Below are 17,386 nucleotides of genomic sequence, written 5' to 3'. Positions count from 1 at the left end.
ATTAACCTTGTATATAAATTTCTCTTCTTTTTAGTTGTGCCTGATGCCGTTTTTTTAATCTCTTTTTGAGAGATAACTCTTCTATTCTCTCTTTTATTTCATAAAAATTGTTAAAAGGGTAATAACTAATTCTATTAATTTCACAAAACTTTAATAATGAACTTTTTGCGAAAATATAATCACAATATTGAACAGGGCAAGTGTCGGTAAGTCCATCGCCAATATAAATTGTGAAATCTTCGTCACTACTTAAATCTATAATATGATTTCTTTTACAATTACCACATCTTTTACACTCTTCATCGGTATAAGGAAATCCCATAATCAATTTTGAATCTGGCGCAATCTCAACAGTATTGCAAAAAACGGGTATCTCGCTTAATCCTTCTCTACTCATTATTTTTTTTATATAAAGATCCAGTCCGTCACTTAACACTACAATTGGAATTTCAAATTCAGTACAAAATGAAACAAAACTTTTAAATCCCTCATCTAATTTTATAGTATCAAGAAAAGAATTAAATGCAGGCTCATCAAAAAAATCAATAGTATCGCATAATTGCTGCCACATCGCCGATGAATCTATTTGCTTTGAAATCCAATCTTTTATAATACTTCTATTCTTTTCTTCATTCCCAAATTTGATGAACATTGCTTCGCCGACGTCTGTAGTAGTGATAGTACCGTCGAAATCAACAAATACTTTAATCTTAACTGGCGGCTTCATAACTAACCGGTATTTCCTCGAATCTTACGCCAACTAATTTTGAAATTCCTTCTTCCTGCATTGTAACGCCGTACATCGTTTCGGCGGCTTCCATTGTTCTTTTATTGTGTGTAACTATTATAAACTGAGTTTTATCTGTAAATTTTTGAATAAGTCTGGTAAATCGATCGATGTTGGCATCATCAAGAGGAGCGTCAACTTCATCAAGAATACAGAAAGGACTTGGTTTAACTAAATAAATCGCGAATAATAGTGCGGTAGCTGTTAAAGTTTTTTCACCACCCGAAAGTAGCTCAATGCCGGTTGGCCTCTTACCTTTAGGTTTTGCAATTATATCAATTTTACCTTCGAGCGGGTCCACTCCTTCTTCAAGAGTTAAGTCTGCTTCATCGCCGGGATTGAACAGGGATTGGAAAATATCAACAAAATTACTCCGGATTGCGGTAAAGGTTTCTAAAAATAGATTTTGGGCAGTCTCATTTATCTCATTAATAGTTTTAACAAGATCTTTTTCTGATTCGGTAAGATCATTTCTTTGTTTATGAAGAAAATCCAATCTTGTTTTTTCTTCTTCATATTCAGAATATGCGAGAAGATTTACCGGTCCAATACTTCTAATTTTTTCTTTTAAGTGTTGAACTTCGGTAGATACCTCTTCAAAATTGAAAGTCTCAAGATCATCGTACACTTTAATTTCTAATTCAATCGAATAATTCTCTTTAATATGACCAATTAAGTTTTCAATTCTCATTTTGTATTCATTGGCTTTAATATCAAAACCATGAACTCTATCGGAAACAATTTGTCTCTCGTTACGCAATGCGTTTAGCTGTGATTCCAGTTGAGATGCTTCATCTTTAACACTTTTTAAATTTAAGCTGATACTTGTTTCCTGTTCAAGCAGAGAATTCCTTAAACCATTAATCTCTTCGAAATCTGCTTTGGATTCTTCTATAACAGTAGCCAGGAGATCTGTTTCATTTTTATTCTCTAAGGAATCTTTTTTCCTTTTTTCAATTCCATTTAAAATTGAGGAAACGTTCGACTCTAATTGTCCAATTGAGGATTCAATATTTGTAATTTGACCACGCAAACGCTCAAGTTCAAGTTTAGCGCTGTTGAACTGTTCCAAGGATGAGTTTAATTCTGATTCCGATTCTTTTAACTCGGCTTCAAACGATGCGAGACTTTCATCCATTTCAATCCGCTGTTTGTTTAAGTCGGACATTTCCCCTTCAGAAGTTTCGAGATGAGAATGAAGAAGATTGGCTTTATCCACATATTCTTGGATATCTTTTCTTGCAATTTCAATCTCTTCGTCAGCCTTTTTCTTTTCAAATTCTAATTGAGAAATTTGTTTTTCAATATTTGATAAATCGTTGGCAATTAATTTTTCTTGATCGGAGAGATTTTTTAGGTCAATAGACGCAATTGATTCTTCGGTATGTTGTATTGATGCTTGGAGCTTGGCTAAACTGGCTTCATGTTTTGGTAGTTCATTAAATAAATTTTGAAGTAGCTGACGTCTCCCGAATAAAGTTTCATCCTGTTTAGGTAGTGAGCCCGCCTCAATAATACCGGAACCATGAACAATATCTCCTTCGAGTGTTGTAAAACTAAACTCTGGATACTTTTTATGAAGTTCAATTGCAGAAGAAAGATCCTTTATTACCGCAATATTATTTAGAACTTGTTTAAAGTAGGGGAGCCAGTTCGATTCGGTTTCAACAAAATTTGAGGACCAGCCAACAAAAGAATTCTCGCGGCTAAGACTTTTACTTTTCTTTTTCAAAGAATAATTATTAATGAAGTCAATTAATGATTTCGACTTTTTGTTCTCTTGTAAAAGATAAAATGATGCTTTACCGAGATCATTTTCTTTTAGGTATTTAACTGCACTATTTAAATTATCGAATGAATCAACGAGTAAATTATTCAGTACTGATTTTAATGCAGCTTCAAGAGCAAATCTAAAATCTTCCTTTGCGGTTCCAATATCAGCAAAAATACTCGATTTATTCCCGGTTGTAGAACTCTGTTCAATTAAAACTTTTGCTCCCTTGGAAATTCCCTCTAAATTATTTAGGAGCTGCTGCAAGAAATTTATTTTTTCTTTAATTGTGGCAGATAAAGTCTTCTCATCCACTTCCTGAATTCTTAGTTCATTTAATTCTTTTTCAAGTTTTTCCTTTTCGGATTGCCTTAGTGTTATATGGAGCCCTGCCTCATTCAATTTTTTCTCAGCGGCTTCCTTTTCAACAGAAAGTTCTTCAATAAAACCTACAGTTTTGGCAATCTTGTTGGTTACATTCTGAATTTTATCGTTAAGCTTAGTAATGTTAGAGTTATAAGAAGCTAAATCCTTTTTAAGATTTGAAAGAAGATTTTCTTTATCGGCAATTAATTTCAGAAGATTAAATCTATTTTGATTAAGTGTTTTTAGAATCTCTTTTTTACTTTCGAACACGCCTCTTTTTTCACTAGAAATATTCTCGAATGAAATTATTTCAGCATCTTTTTCTTCAGTTTGGGATTTACTTCTTGTTAATGATTGTCTGTTCTCCTCAATTTCATCAAGTGTTGAATCATAAGTGGATTCGAGCTCAGCAATTTCGGATACTAATCTTTCTTGATTATTTTGTAGTGATTTTAATCTTTCCTCAGACACAGAAATATTTTTCTGAACTGCATATAATTCTTCTGAATTTTCAGAAATTTCCTTTCTTTTAGATTGAAGATTGGCATCAATTGAATTTATTTTAACTCGGTACTCAATTAGTTCTGTTTCAAGCTTTCTTATATCAATATCTATTTGATCTTTTTTTAGGTTTTGCTCTGTAATCGAATCATTCAATAATTGTAGTTTTTGATTCAACATAGAGTACTCTCGTTCAGCCAAATCAAGTTCTTTTTCACGAAGAACAGACTGAATTTGTGAATATTGATCCGCTCTTTTGGCTTGTCTTTCCAATGATCTAACCGTCTTTTCAACTTCTGAAACAATATCGTTCACTCTGGTTAAGTCGGCTTTCACATCCTCTAGCTTTTTTAGAGATAATCTTCTTCTCAATTTATATTTATTAACTCCGGCGGCTTCTTCAAAAAGTTTTCTTCTTTCTTCAGTTCTGCTGCTGAGAATAGTTTCAACCATTTTTAATTCGATAACAGAATAAGCATTTGCGCCAATCCCGGTATCCATAAAAAGATTTGTAATATCTTTGAGCCGGCAAATATTCTTATTTAGTAAATATTCGCTTTCCCCTGATCTAAAAATTCTTCTTGTAATGGTAACTGATGTATAATCTGTTGGAAGCACACCACGGTCATTTTCAAGGGTTAGAGAAACTTCCGACATACCCATTGGTTTCTTCTCTCTCGTCCCATTGAAAATTACATTTTCCATTTTATCACTTCGTAGAGTAGCAGTTTTTTGTTCACCGAGTACCCAGCGAATAGCATCTACGATGTTTGTTTTTCCACAACCATTTGGCCCAACAATGCCTGTAATTCCACGATTAAATGAAATGTTAGTTTTATTTGCAAACGACTTGAAGCCGAATATTTCGAGTTTCGATAAAAACAATTATTCCCTCTACAATATCATTGTGCTGTATTGCTTAAATGAGTTAGTTATGTAATAAATAAATGAATCAGTCAATTGGTATTTGAATACTATACCTCCTAAGACAAAAATTATTAGAAGTAAACTGTAAGCATAAACCCGGATTGCTGGTACATCAAAAATTACGTAGATACCTTTTATAATTCTTTGAGCTAGCCATAAAAAGAATAGAAAAATTGCAGCGAATACATAAACAGTCATTCCATCAGCGCTAAGTGCTTTGAATAAGAGTAATTCAATAGGGAGGAGCAGCGTAAATGGTAAAACTGCCCAGATCATTGTATAAAGAATACTCAAGTACTCAACTTTTGTTTTGATGAATAGAGATCCAAATTTTATGAGTAAACTAATAGCAAAAAATTTTAATACTATAACTATGAATAGAATTAAAAAGCTTTTTTCTGGATTCCATGCAAGAAAAACCATTTTATCTAGTAGAGCAGGTTCTCCAAATGAAATTAAAAGTTTCTCAAACAATATATCCGAACGTAAAAAATATAGAACAATCGTAAATAAAAGGGAGGCGGCACCTGCCTCAATGAACATTAATAGGAAGGCCTGAACGCTGGATAAAATTCTATGATCGCGAACATCAGCAAAAAAATTATAGGGGCGAAGTAGTGCCCTTGTGCAGTCTTCCCGAAATTTTTTTCTGGTATTAATTAGAATTGCCATCATTATGGATAAACCCAAAGCAATTAGAATAAATAAAATGGGATTGTTGTTTTTCGAGGTCCCGATTGGGATTGTAATTTTTGGACTATCCTTTAATTTGGCTTCAATTACTTTTAGGGAAATACTCCTTAAGTGTTTCGAGTCTTCAACTATTCCTAATTCGCTTTTCCCTTTTTTAAATGCTCCAGCGTATAGGGATTTATATGGAGAAATAAAGTTACCGAAGGAATTAATAACAAATCCACTAATTTTAAATTTACGTGCAAGATCAATTATGTCCGAAAAGTATTTTGCCTGGGCTTCACTAGAATTTTTAACCATATACCCGGATGAACTGCCATAATAATTGGGGTAATTAACCTCACTAAAGAAGAAATTGGGACTGATAGGGGGATCTTCATCTGTCCCCAGAACCCGCTCTATCGAAGCAATGGAAGCCGAATAAATTTCGATTCCCTTCAAATCTAGATTTGGGATCACTTCAATTTGAACGCCAGTGAACGATGCGTAGGAAACATAACCAGCCTTTTTTATCTCTGCTGTTACTTTCTCAATAAATGATTCATTTATATTAGAGTTGGGAAGGAAACCGCTGCCTGCACCTAAAATCAATACATCAGAATACTCTTTATAATTATTTACAATTCTTTTAACTAGTTGAGCTGAATTTAGTCCGAATTCATTTTTTTCTAATATTTCTTCGGGAATAGAATTTAGAGGCAGTTCAACTAAACTAACCAATCCCAATTCTCTACAAATCTTTAATGCATAGGGATGGGGAAATGATTTTGCGAATCGTACAGAGTTAAATCCGGTTGATTTAATTAACGCCAGTTTATTATATATCTCAGTAAAAGAATTGTTTTTTGATAACTCATTTTCATTGAGGTAATATGTAACCGCATTAATTTTAAAGTCCTTACCATTAAGTTTTAAGCCATGAGAATCTGAGCTGAATTCATGAAATGCTATTTTACGTTTAATTTTATCAACAACCTGGTTGTTTGAGTGGATGGATATTTCATAATCATAGATATTGGGGTCTTCTGGAGTCCATAAAAGTGGATTTGTCACTTCCAAGGATAATAATGTTTCATGATCCTCAACTGAAGAGGGTAAATTAAAAGTTGTTTCAGTATTGCTCAATAAGCTGCGGTTTGAAGAATTCAGTAAATTAATTTTGACCGTAAACGTATTTGTAATGCTTTCATCTTTTGTTTTGTCAAAACTCGAATTCCCGATCCCAACATTAAAATCAATTTTTGCCTTGGAGTAATTGTTATCAAATCGTGTGTTATATTTTGAGTAAGTGATGTGAGTTGACGGAACGATTTTTAAATAGGGAATTCTTAACAATCCAAAACCGATACTTGGAAAAATAAATCTCTGTTCAACAGGGAAAGTGTTCTCTGAATTTAAATTTGAAAAGATTTTGACTGCAATTGTGTTATTTTGGTCTGCCTTAAGTATGTCGCGTGGTAATGCAATTTTTATTGGATAATTACCCCCATTATGTTTATGAATGCTCAATCCATTAATGCTTATTTCGGCGTTGTAATTTATCCCCAAAAAACCTAACACAATTTGAGATTCATTCACATCATATTCACTAATAAAAACTTTTCTTTCGAAAATTACCGAGTTTCTACCGGAGAATGTGGACGGCGCAGAAAGCGTAATTTTATTTTGGGGAGTTGTTTCATAGTAACATTTCCAGTCGGTGTTTAGCAAAATCAGTTTTCTTTTTGAATTTAAATCAAAAAACGAGGAATCAATCGATGCTGATTCGCTCGATTTTATACTGGATATTTTTATTTGAGCATAATAATTTGATGCGGAAATAATTAAAAGAGTTATTAAAAGAATCCGGAGATAGGCTGCCATATTCCTCAAAGAAAATTCAAAAAAATCATACAAATATACAAAATTGTGGGGGGGGGTATCAATAAAGTTTGAAAAAAAATGGGCTTCATAGAAGCCCATTTTAAGCTAAAATCGAAGAAAATAAGTTATGCCGAAATAATTATTTTTACAAATGAATCTGCTTTCAAACAGGCGCCACCAACGAGTGCGCCATCGATATCGGGCTGACTCAATAATTCTTTGGCATTATCTGGTTTTACACTTCCTCCATATTGGATAATTACTTTTTCGGCGAGTTGTGAGGAGTATATTTTTGATAATAATTGACGTATAAATTTGTGAACTTCCTGTGCTTGTTCTGGGGAAGCAACTTTTCCGGTTCCAATCGCCCAAACTGGTTCGTAGGCAATAATGAGAGTTTCTAACTCAGTTTCGGTAATTCCAGCTAAACCCTCGATAATTTGATTTTCGATAACTTTGAATGTAGTACCATTTTCTCTTTGTTCTAATGATTCACCAATACAAAATATTGGTTTTATCCCGAAATTTAGTGCAGTTTTTATTTTCTTATTAATTAATTGGTTTGATTCGCCGAAAATTGTTCTTCTCTCGGAGTGACCCAAAATTACAAATGAGCATCCAACACTTTTTAGCATGGCTGGTGAAATTTCACCGGTAAACGCCCCACTCTCTTCAAAATACATGTTTTGCGCACCGAGCTGAATTATAGAATCTTTAATTACCGCATTTACGGTTTCAAGATTAGTAAATGGGGGACAAACAATAACATCAGTATCAATATTTTTACCTTCCAATTCTTTTTTAAGCCCTGATACTAATTCAACAGATTGGTTTAAGTCGTTAAACATTTTCCAATTGCCGGCAATTACTTTTTTCCTCATTATTATTCCTATTTATTTTTTTGTAAAAACTAATTCACCGCTTCAACCCTTCTAATACCGGGCACTTCTTTAATTAACGCTCTTTCTACACCGGCCCTTAGAGTCATTTGGGACATTGGACAATCGCTACAGGCCCCAACCAATTTAACTTCAACGATACCTTCCGGTGTTACCTTTACAAGTTCAACATCACCGCCATCAGCTTTGAGGTATGGGCGGATTGTATCGAGTGCTTTTAATACCTTTTCATGCAACGCGTCACTCATTCTATCCTCAATTAAATTTATTATTCAATTACAATCTCCAAATTTGAATTTCCCGACAGATTAATTTTGCTTATTTCTGCAGCAGCAGCTCGGGCAATTCCTAAAAATTTATCGGATTGTTCACTTCCAGGTTGAGAAAATACAATTGGTTTTCCACGATCTCCCCCTTCTCTAATGTTTTGATTGATTGGGACACTACCCAAAAGAGGAATCGATAATTGTTCAGCAAGTTTTACACCCCCATCAGTTCCAAAAATATCATATCTGGTTCCAGTATCTGGCGCAACAAAATAGCTCATGTTTTCGACTATTCCCAAAATTGGTACATTAACCCGTTCGAACATTTTAACAGCTTTTTTCACATCAATAATTGAAACGTCCTGGGGAGTTGTAACTATTACTGCTCCGGTTAAAGGAATAGTTTGCACCAGAGTTAATTGAATATCCCCGGTACCCGGAGGAAGATCGAATAAAAGATAATCGAGTTCATCCCAATGCACATCACTCATAAATTGTTTTATTGCTCCGCTTGCCATTGGTCCGCGCCAAATTACCGGAGCGTCATCATCAATAAGAAAACCTATCGACATAACTTTAATACCAAAATTTTCCAATGGCATCATTTTCGCAGTTTCTGCATGCTGAAAAATTTTTGGCTTATCATTAATTCCTACCATCATTGGAATACTGGGTCCATAAATATCGGCATCAATTAAACCTACTTTTGCACCTTCTAAAGCTAATGCAACAGCCAGATTTACTGCTACTGTACTTTTACCAACTCCTCCTTTACCGCTTGCTACTGCAATTGTATTTTTAACTCCCGGTAGTATGGTACTTAATTTTTGGCTACTGCTAGGTTGAACCCGTGCAGTCATATTTATCTCTATTTCTTTAGCAGTTGGATGATCTAATTTAATAGCATTTATACAGTCTTCTTTAATTTTATCTTTTAGGGGACAAGCGGGAGTTGTTAGTTCAACGTTCACATATATATTATCTCTATCAATCTTAACATCTTTAATCATGCTGAGAGAAACTAAATCTTTATGCAGATCTGGGTCATTAACTTTTGAAAGTGATTTCAAAACAGATTCTTTTGAGATTTGAGACATTACTTCTCCTAAAATTGGTCGTAAAAATAGTAATTTTTTTATTAATCACTTATTAGAACAAAAGTTATTAAATAATCGTTTCCTATTTGGTTAGGTGAAAAGAGTCAAACTTGCATTCACGTTAAGTGAATCATATATTCAAACTGTAAATTATTTGTATTAAAAGAGGATTGTAATTGGACCCATTAGTTTCGTTGTTGATTGGAACACTTGTTTTACTGGTTGTTGTAGGGGTTTTTTATCCCGACTATGGTTTATACTACATCATTAAACGATTCAATAAAGATAACGCTAAAGAAAATATTGAAGATGCGTTAAAGCATCTGTATGATTGTGAATATAAAGGAGTGGATTGTTCGATCGATAGTCTCGCCGGCAATTTACATCTTCGTCAAAATGATGTGATGGATTTAGCTGCTAAAATGGGAAAAATGGGATTAATTATTATCAGTGCGAACAAACTAAACTTAACCCAGGAGGGAAGAGTTTACGCTCTTCGTATGATTCGTATCCACAGATTGTGGGAAAAATATCTCGCTGATTTTACCAGTGTTAAAGAAACTGAGTGGCACCAGATTGCGGAGGAGAAAGAGCATCAAATCTCGAATGAAGAGGCTAATAAGTTAGCCGCCCAATTAGGAAATCCTTTATTAGATCCGCATGGCGATCCTATTCCTACAGAACTAGGTGAAATCCCAAAGCATGAAGGTGTAACATTAAATCTAATTGAAGAAGGTTTATTCGTCAGAATTAAACATATTGAGGATGAACCAAAAGAAGTATTTGCCCAATTAACAGCTCAAGGATTATTCCCGGGGATGCAGTTATATGTTCTAGAAAATAATTCGAATAAAATAAAATTTGAAGCAGAAGGGGAGGTTTGTATTTTAGCTCCTATTCTCGCTTCAAATATTCTTGTTGAAAAAATTATTGAAAAAGAAAATATTCAGCAGAATTTTGAAACACTTACATCTTTGAAAGAAGATGAATGTGCTGAAATTATTGGTATATCGAGAGCCGTAAGGGGACAACAACGAAGAAGGTTACTAGATTTTGGAATTGTACCAGGATCAAAAGTTAGAGCGGTTTTGAAAAGCCTGAGCGGTGATCCAACCGGATATGAAGTAAGAGGGGCAATTATTGCGCTCCGGAAAGAGCAATCCAATCTAATATATATTAAAAAAAAGTGAAAGGCAGTTGATGAGTAATAATGATAATTGCGCTAATTGTCCCGCTCACAATATGACTAATTTAGTAAAGCTTGGCATTGATATGTCAAGTTTTGATTATGTTGTTGCATTAGCTGGGAATCCAAATACCGGAAAGAGCACTGTGTTTAACTCACTAACGGGTTTAAGACAGCACACTGGTAATTGGCCTGGTAAGACAGTTGGTAGAGCTGAGGGAGCATTTATATATGCCGAAAAAAGATTTAAAATAGTTGATCTGCCTGGAACATATTCATTATTATCCACCAGCACTGATGAAGAAATAGCGCGCGATTTTATACTATTTGGGCAACCCGATGTAACAGTAATTGTAGCTGATGCAACTCGACTTGAAAGAAATTTGAATCTTACTTTACAAGTATTAGAGATAACCGATAGAGCTATTTTATGCGTCAATCTTATTGATGAAGCTAAACGGCACAAGATTAATATTGATGATAGAGCACTTGCAAGAGAACTTGGAATACCCGTTATAATGGCCGCAGCCAGACAAGGAGTGGGCATTAAGGAATTATTAAAAAGTATTTATGAAGTAGCCTCCGGTAATTATAAATGCATACCTCGCAGACTTACATCAGAAATTAAAAATGTTTCTTCCGCGGTGGCTGAATTAACTAAAAAATTGGAACTGGTTTTTCCTGGATTACCAAATACAAGATGGATTGCTTTAAGACTCTTAGAAGGGGATCAATCGGTGATTGATTCAGTTAGATCAGGAGAAATAACAAATCTATTAAATCAAGAAAAGTTGGTTTCTTTAAATGAATAATTTAAACGATAGTGAAATTGCTAAACTGCGGAATGATGTTTTGAACACTGCATCAAATTTAAGGTGGAAGGTCGGCGAGAATATTCATGATTCAATAATGGAATCTATTTATGAACAAGCTGCGGGAATATCTTCAAAGGTGGTTTCAAAAATTGGAGAAAAACCCAAATTCGATTTTGATAGAGCGATTGATAAACTTGTAACCGGGAAATACACCGGTTTTCCAATAATGTTTTTACTTCTATCCGTTGTGTTTTGGGTAACTATTGTGGGCTCAAATATTCCTTCGGCTTTCATCGCCTCAATTTTGGTTGATACCCTGCATCCATTAATTAATGACTTTGCAAAAAGTATAGGAACTCCATGGTGGATAGCCGGTTTCTTTATTGATGGAGCTTACCTTGCGATGGCTTGGGTTATCAGCGTTATGCTTCCTCCAATGGCTGTTTTTTTTCCTATGTTCACACTCCTCGAAGATTTTGGATATCTTCCGAGAGTTGCGTTTAATATGGATAATCTTTATAAAAGAGTCGGTGCTCATGGAAAACAAGCATTAACTATGAGTATGGGTTTTGGATGTAATGCGGCTGGTGTTATTGCTACAAGAATAATTGATTCTCCTCGTGAAAGAATTATCGCAATAATTACCAATAATTTTTCACTATGTAATGGAAGATGGCCAACGCAAATATTAATAGCTACTATTTTTATTGGTGGAACTGTTCCTGCTTATTTGAGTGGGATAGTATCTGCGGCCGCTGTGGTATTTATTGCGATTCTTGGAGTTGTATTTAGTCTCGTTGTTTCATGGGGACTCTCGAAAACTGTATTGAAAGGGGAAGCCTCCGCATTTACACTTGAGCTCCCACCGTATAGACCTCCTCGAATTTTACAAACTTTGTACACTTCATTAATTGATAGAACTTTATTTGTCCTTTGGAGGGCAATTGTATTTGCAATCCCTTCCGGTATGATAATATGGCTGGTAGCTAATGTAAGTGTGAGTGATATAAGTATTGCCGAATATTTCATAAAATGGGTTGATCCATTCGCACTATTTATTGGATTAAACGGAGTAATTTTTTTAGCCTACATAATTGCGATCCCGGCAAACGAGATTGTAATCCCCACAATATTAATGCTGACTGTTTTATCAGCAAACATTGCCGGTGCCGGAGCGGGAACCGGAGTAATGTTTGAGATTGATTCTGTAACCGGTACAGCTGAAATTCTTAAACAAGGGGGATGGACCACATTAACGGGAATTAATTTAATGCTCTTTAGTTTATTGCATAATCCTTGCTCTACAACAATCTATACTATCTATAAAGAAACAAAAAGCATTAAATGGACTCTTCTTTCAACATTGTTGCCGATTGTAATGGGAATTGTAATAACATTTTTTGTCGCTCAGATTTGGAGAATCTTTATTGGCTAGAAAACTGAAAGTAGAAATATTAATACTATTATTTTTATTCCCAGTTTATAATTTTGCCCAGAATAGTGAATTGGTTACAGATAGACCAGATATTACAGAGTCTGCGGTGGTTGTACCTGTTGGCTCATTTCAATTTGAGATAGGATTTGATTATGAAAGCACACGGGATTATTATCTTGCTAATTCTGTTGATGTTGAAAATATAACAATAGGAAGTACCCTTTTTAGATATGGAATTAACTCACTTTTTGAATTTAGATTTGGTGGAGAATATTTATCCTCAACTACTAGCGACAGAAGAACAATAAATGCCGGCATTCAAAACTTATTTGCCGGTACAAAATTCCAAATTTTTAGGGATCAAGATGTAGTTACAAATGGGGCAGTAATTGTTACTTTTGGATTACCTTATGGCAATGAAAAATTGCGTCCCTCCAGAATTGAACCCTCTCTAAATTTATCATTCGATAAAGATATCTCTGAAAAAATTTCATTAGGAATTAATATTGGTGTGCTGAACGAAAGCGAGACGAATACTAACATCTTTAATTTTTCCTCGGCTCTGGGTATTAGTATTACTCAAGTAGTTGGATGTTTTGTGGAATACTGGAGTTTGCATTCAAAAAGTTTTATAACAAGTAAAAATTTAAATGCGGGGATTACATATTTGCATAGAGAAAATCTACAGCTGGATTTATCAGTTAGCACACAAACAAATGGTGAGAAAAGAATTAATGGAGGTATTGGAATTTCCTTCCGTTTACCAAACTAATTTTTCTTTGGCATTTCCTTCGGCACTATTTTCTTGATACCTGCACTGCTTTTTTTCATCATCCATTCTTGATGATTAAGCTCCCGTTCGGTATAAACCGGGTAATTAAAAACATATTTCCCGGTGGGCAATTGAATTCTCGCTTTCTGGTTATCTGCAAGTGAAGTATCAATAATTGAAAACTTAATATAATTTTTCAAGTTCTGATCTTCGATGGGGAATGTAGTCTCAACTCTTCGGTCAAGATTTCTTTGCATAATATCGGCACTGCTGCAGTAAATATCTTCCGTACCATTATTATAGAAATAGTAAATACGGCTGTGTTCCAAAAATCTACCTACTATACTTCTTACATAAATATTTTCACTTAAACCAGGAATTTGAGGAACCAAACAGCATATTCCTCTCACAATCAAATCAACCCGAACCCCCTTACATGAAGCCTCATAAAGAGATGCTATAATTGTAGGATCGACTAATGAATTTAATTTAAAAATAAGATGTCCTTTCCCTCCATTTTTAACATTTTTGATTTCACGTTTAATCAATTCCAGGAACTTATCTCTCTTATTAATTGGTGCTACCCAGAGTTTACGAAATGTTTTCTGTTCGGAATAACCGGTGAGATAATTAAATATTTCTGATACATCTGAACAAATTGCCGGATCACAGGTAAATAAACCTAAATCGGTATAAAGTTTTGCAGTAGAAGTATTATAATTGCCTGTACTAAGATGAACATAACGTGTTACTCCATCCAATTCTCGCCTAACTACCAGCGACATTTTTGCATGAGTTTTTAACCCTACGAGACCATACACTACATGAACACCAGCTTTCTCCAATTCACGAGCCCAAAAAATATTATTCTCTTCATCAAATCGTGCTTTTAATTCAACCAGAACCGCGACTTGTTTTTTTCTTTCAGCCGCCTCAATTAAATATTTAACAATTGGAGAGTTATTCCCAACTCTATATAATGTTTGTTTTATTGCGAGTACGTCGGGATCGAGCGAAGCCTGTTTAATAAAATCAATAACAGGATTAAATGAATCGTATGGATGATGAAGTAGAACATCTTGCTGACGAATGATCGAGAAAATATTTTCACCTTCTTCAAAATATTCGGGAGTTACCGGATGATATGGTTTTTCTTTTAGATGTGGAACCGGTAATTCGTATAGCATCATTAAATCACTTAACCCAATATTACCATCTATTATATGAACATCACTCCATGTAATTTCTAAATTCTCGATCAATGTTTCAATCATGTATTCGGGCATTTCCTTTTCAACTTCTAAACGCACAACCAAGCCAAATTTTCTCTGCTTAATATTTTCTTCAATTACTTCGAGCAAATCATCCGCTTCATCTTCTTGAATCTCCAAATCGGTGTCGCGGGTAATTCTAAATCTATAAGCTTCAACCACCTCCATACCTGGAAATAATTGATTTAGGTTTGCTCTAATTATATCACCAATCCAAATATATTTATAGGTGCCCGAAACGCTTTCAGCTTTGTTCGTCTTTTTTGTCAGCTGATCAATTCTCAATAATCTCGGAAATAGACTAGGTACCTTCACTCTTGCGAAATGTCGGTCGCCATTAGGTTTTTTTATAAGAATAGCGAAGCTCAAACTTAAATTTGAGATGTATGGAAATGGTCTCCCTGGATCGAAAGCAAGCGGGGTTAATACCGGATAAATTTCTTTGGAAAAATATTCATCAACCACTTTACGTTCATCATTGTTCAATTCATCAAAATTGCAAATTAGGATGTTATTTGCCTTAAGTTCAGGAAGGATGATATTTTTATAATAATCATACAATTTATCTAACATCGGTTTGAGTTCAAGATCAATCATTTTTAATTGCTCATTAGGTGTTAACCCGTCAAAAGAAGTGTCAATAACCCTCGCCAATAATTGCTCCTTTAAGCCGGAAACCCGAATCATAAAAAATTCATCGAGATTGGAGAAAAATATTGAGATAAATTTGATACGATCTAGAAGTGGTAATTTTGGATTGAGAGCTTCTACTAATACTCTTCTATTAAATTCGAGCCAGCTTAATTCTCTGCTGAAGAAGTAATCTGGTTTGAGATATTTCTGTAAAGTTTCTTTTTTGAAGGACATGATATTTACCTATAAGGAAATCAATGATTATTGCTCATTCAAACTTTTTTGCTGATGAAAATTTGTTCAAATCATAACTGATTACTGAATCTGGGATTTGCAGCCTCTTAATATTCACACCGGCTTTGGCGAAAAACTTTTCCGCTAAAGTATCATGATAATCAGAAAAGATTACTACCTCCGAAATACCAGCTGTTATTAATGCTTTAGCGCAGTTTGTGCAGGGCATATTTGTGACATAAGCTATTGCGTTTTCGGTGCTCACCCCATGATTGGAGCATTGTAAAATTGCATTCATTTCAGCGTGAATAGTTCTAACGCAATGGTTATCTACAACCATACAACCAGCATCTTCGCAATGATCATCGCCGGGAATGGAACCATTATATCCAGTAGATAATATTTGTTTGTCTCTAACCAGCACGCAACCACAGTGCATTCTCGGACAGGTGGCTCTTTCAGAAACTAGCATTGCTACTTTTAAGAAATATTCATCCCAGGAGGGGCGCTTATTTGAATTGGACATATATTCCGTTTAACCCATGATATTAATGAAAAACGAAAATATAGTTTATTTGATTAAAAAATCAATTAATTCGTTAAAAATCGAATGGGTCTTCATAAAAAATTACCACATCATCAGTAAGTGGGAATCCAACACAAGTAAGGCAAAATCCATTGTCTGTACTTTCTTCAGAGAGGCATGTTTGATTTTTGAGGAATATTTTACCCGAGAGCAATATTGCCCGGCAAGTACCGCATGAACCATTGTTGCAAGAATTGGGTAGATTTATTCTCTTTCTTAATGCGGTTTCAAGAATGGAGTGGTTAGCCGGGACTGTCAGTTGGAATTTTTGTTTCTTATAAAAAAGTGTGATCTGCCGATCAACAGGTAAATATTCATCTGTTTCATGGGTTATTTGGCAAATGAAATCTTCTTTTTTTATCGATTTGTCAGTAACTCCCAAATCATGCAATGCAGAAATTGTATTCTTCATTAATAATTGAGGTCCACATAAATGACACTCAATTTCTTCAAATTCCCCTATCAAAGGTTGAATATAATTTTTAACTAAATCTCCAGAAATTCTTCCTTTTGCTAGTCCCCAATTTTCAGATGGTTGAGATAAAGTATGAATAATATTAAATCGATCTAAAAATTTTTTTTGAAGATCAGAAAGTTCATCAAAAAAAATAATATCATTTTCAGCTCTGTTTCCGTATATCAACAATATTTTATTTGATGTTGTTCTGAGGAGATGATGAATCTTTGAAATTAATGGAGTAATACCGCTGCCGGCTCCAATAAAAACATATAATTTGTCGGGAGTAAAATTTTCCCCGAATACAAAGTTACCAACCGGTGGGAATGTACGAACCTTATCTCCTATCTTAAGAGTTTTGCAAATAGAACCAAATTCCGAATCCACACTCTTGATAGTAATTCTTAATAGAGGCAAATCAGTGGGGGAGGAAGATATAGAAAAGCTTCGCCTAAGCTCAAGATTGTCCCCTTTATCGAAAACTAGAGTTATGAATTGACCCGGTTCAAATGAAAATTCCTTGTGTTCGCTTGTATCAAAGATTAAGCTAAAAGTATCTTTAGTCTCTTTAATTATATTTTGGATATTAAGTGTGTAGTAGTTTCTCATAAGTTACTTTCAGAACAACCTTTACGGTTGGATAGTTCTAATAGAAAAGGTTTAAAAAAAGAACTGCCATGGTTGAGGGCTAACCATAGCAGTATAGTAGTAATTAAAGGAGGGTACTACTAATTCTTGAATACTAAAATAATAGATTACAAATAACATACCAAGGTATTTTTATCGAAATATCAAATTATTTTAAGATTGCGGGTTGGTATATCTCA

General features: G+C 34.4%; 13 protein-coding genes. 4 read left to right on the top strand and 9 right to left on the bottom strand.

Translation table 11 applies throughout. The features are described 5' to 3' along the window. Position 1 precedes the first annotated feature (1 nt). The 6 genes from KF816_11880 to apbC all read right to left on the bottom strand — a co-directional run bounded on the left by KF816_11880 (position 2) and on the right by apbC (position 9,170). The gene (locus tag KF816_11880) at positions 2-727 is read right to left on the bottom strand and encodes an MtnX-like HAD-IB family phosphatase (protein MBX3008711.1); all 726 of its coding nucleotides are present in this window, start codon (positions 725-727) and stop codon (positions 2-4) included. Next, positions 711-4,310, bottom strand: coding sequence for a chromosome segregation protein SMC (gene smc / locus KF816_11875; protein MBX3008710.1), 3,600 nt, complete (start codon positions 4,308-4,310; stop codon positions 711-713). The genes KF816_11880 and smc overlap by 17 nt, the downstream gene beginning before the upstream one ends. A gap of 9 nt (positions 4,311-4,319) precedes the next feature. Continuing rightward, entirely contained in the window at positions 4,320-6,908 is a 2,589-nt protein-coding gene (locus tag KF816_11870) for a hypothetical protein (protein MBX3008709.1), read from the bottom strand. 125 nt (positions 6,909-7,033) lie between these two features. Beyond that, the gene (gene tpiA / locus KF816_11865; protein MBX3008708.1) at positions 7,034-7,789 is read right to left on the bottom strand and encodes a triose-phosphate isomerase; all 756 of its coding nucleotides are present in this window, start codon (positions 7,787-7,789) and stop codon (positions 7,034-7,036) included. 29 nt (positions 7,790-7,818) lie between these two features. Further along, on the bottom strand, positions 7,819-8,055 hold the full coding sequence (locus KF816_11860) for a NifU family protein (protein MBX3008707.1): 237 nt from the start codon (positions 8,053-8,055) through the stop codon (positions 7,819-7,821). A 20-nt stretch (positions 8,056-8,075) separates the two neighbouring features. Next, a complete protein-coding gene (gene apbC / locus KF816_11855; GenBank protein ID MBX3008706.1) occupies positions 8,076-9,170 on the bottom strand; it encodes an iron-sulfur cluster carrier protein ApbC in 1,095 nt (364 codons plus the stop codon). A gap of 176 nt (positions 9,171-9,346) precedes the next feature. Here apbC and KF816_11850 point away from each other — a divergent pair, with 176 nt between their 5' ends. The 4 genes from KF816_11850 to KF816_11835 are packed head-to-tail and all read left to right on the top strand — an operon-like array spanning position 9,347 to position 13,378. Next, on the top strand, positions 9,347-10,360 hold the full coding sequence (locus KF816_11850; GenBank protein ID MBX3008705.1) for a FeoA domain-containing protein: 1,014 nt from the start codon (positions 9,347-9,349) through the stop codon (positions 10,358-10,360). A gap of 10 nt (positions 10,361-10,370) precedes the next feature. Continuing rightward, positions 10,371-11,168 carry a 50S ribosome-binding GTPase gene (locus KF816_11845; protein MBX3008704.1) on the top strand — a complete coding sequence of 266 codons (798 nt, stop codon included), beginning with the start codon at positions 10,371-10,373 and terminating at the stop codon, positions 11,166-11,168. Between the two features lie 16 nt (positions 11,169-11,184). Next, on the top strand, positions 11,185-12,606 hold the full coding sequence (locus tag KF816_11840) for a ferrous iron transporter B (GenBank protein ID MBX3008703.1): 1,422 nt from the start codon (positions 11,185-11,187) through the stop codon (positions 12,604-12,606). Continuing rightward, on the top strand, positions 12,599-13,378 hold the full coding sequence (locus tag KF816_11835; protein ID MBX3008702.1) for a transporter: 780 nt from the start codon (positions 12,599-12,601) through the stop codon (positions 13,376-13,378). Before KF816_11840 ends, KF816_11835 begins: the two co-directional genes overlap by 8 nt. On the opposite strand, the gene ppk1 is transcribed toward KF816_11835, so the two are convergent. The 3 genes from ppk1 to KF816_11820 form a co-directional block, all read right to left on the bottom strand. Beyond that, positions 13,375-15,516, bottom strand: a complete 2,142-nt coding sequence (gene ppk1 / locus KF816_11830; GenBank protein ID MBX3008701.1) for a polyphosphate kinase 1 — start codon at positions 15,514-15,516, stop codon at positions 13,375-13,377. The genes KF816_11835 and ppk1 overlap by 4 nt on opposite strands. A gap of 34 nt (positions 15,517-15,550) precedes the next feature. Continuing rightward, positions 15,551-16,042 (bottom strand): dCMP deaminase, encoded by a 492-nt coding sequence (locus KF816_11825; protein MBX3008700.1) that lies wholly within the window; start codon positions 16,040-16,042, stop codon positions 15,551-15,553. Positions 16,043-16,115: 73 nt separating this feature from the next. Further along, positions 16,116-17,168, bottom strand: a complete 1,053-nt coding sequence (locus KF816_11820; GenBank protein MBX3008699.1) for a ferredoxin--NADP reductase — start codon at positions 17,166-17,168, stop codon at positions 16,116-16,118. Positions 17,169-17,386 lie beyond the last annotated feature (218 nt).

It is taken from the genome of Melioribacteraceae bacterium, assembly GCA_019638015.1.
Lineage (GTDB): Bacteria > Bacteroidota > Ignavibacteria > Ignavibacteriales > Melioribacteraceae > JAHBUP01.
Note: the sequence above shows the minus strand (reverse complement) of the source record. Positions and strands in the feature narration are given on the sequence as shown.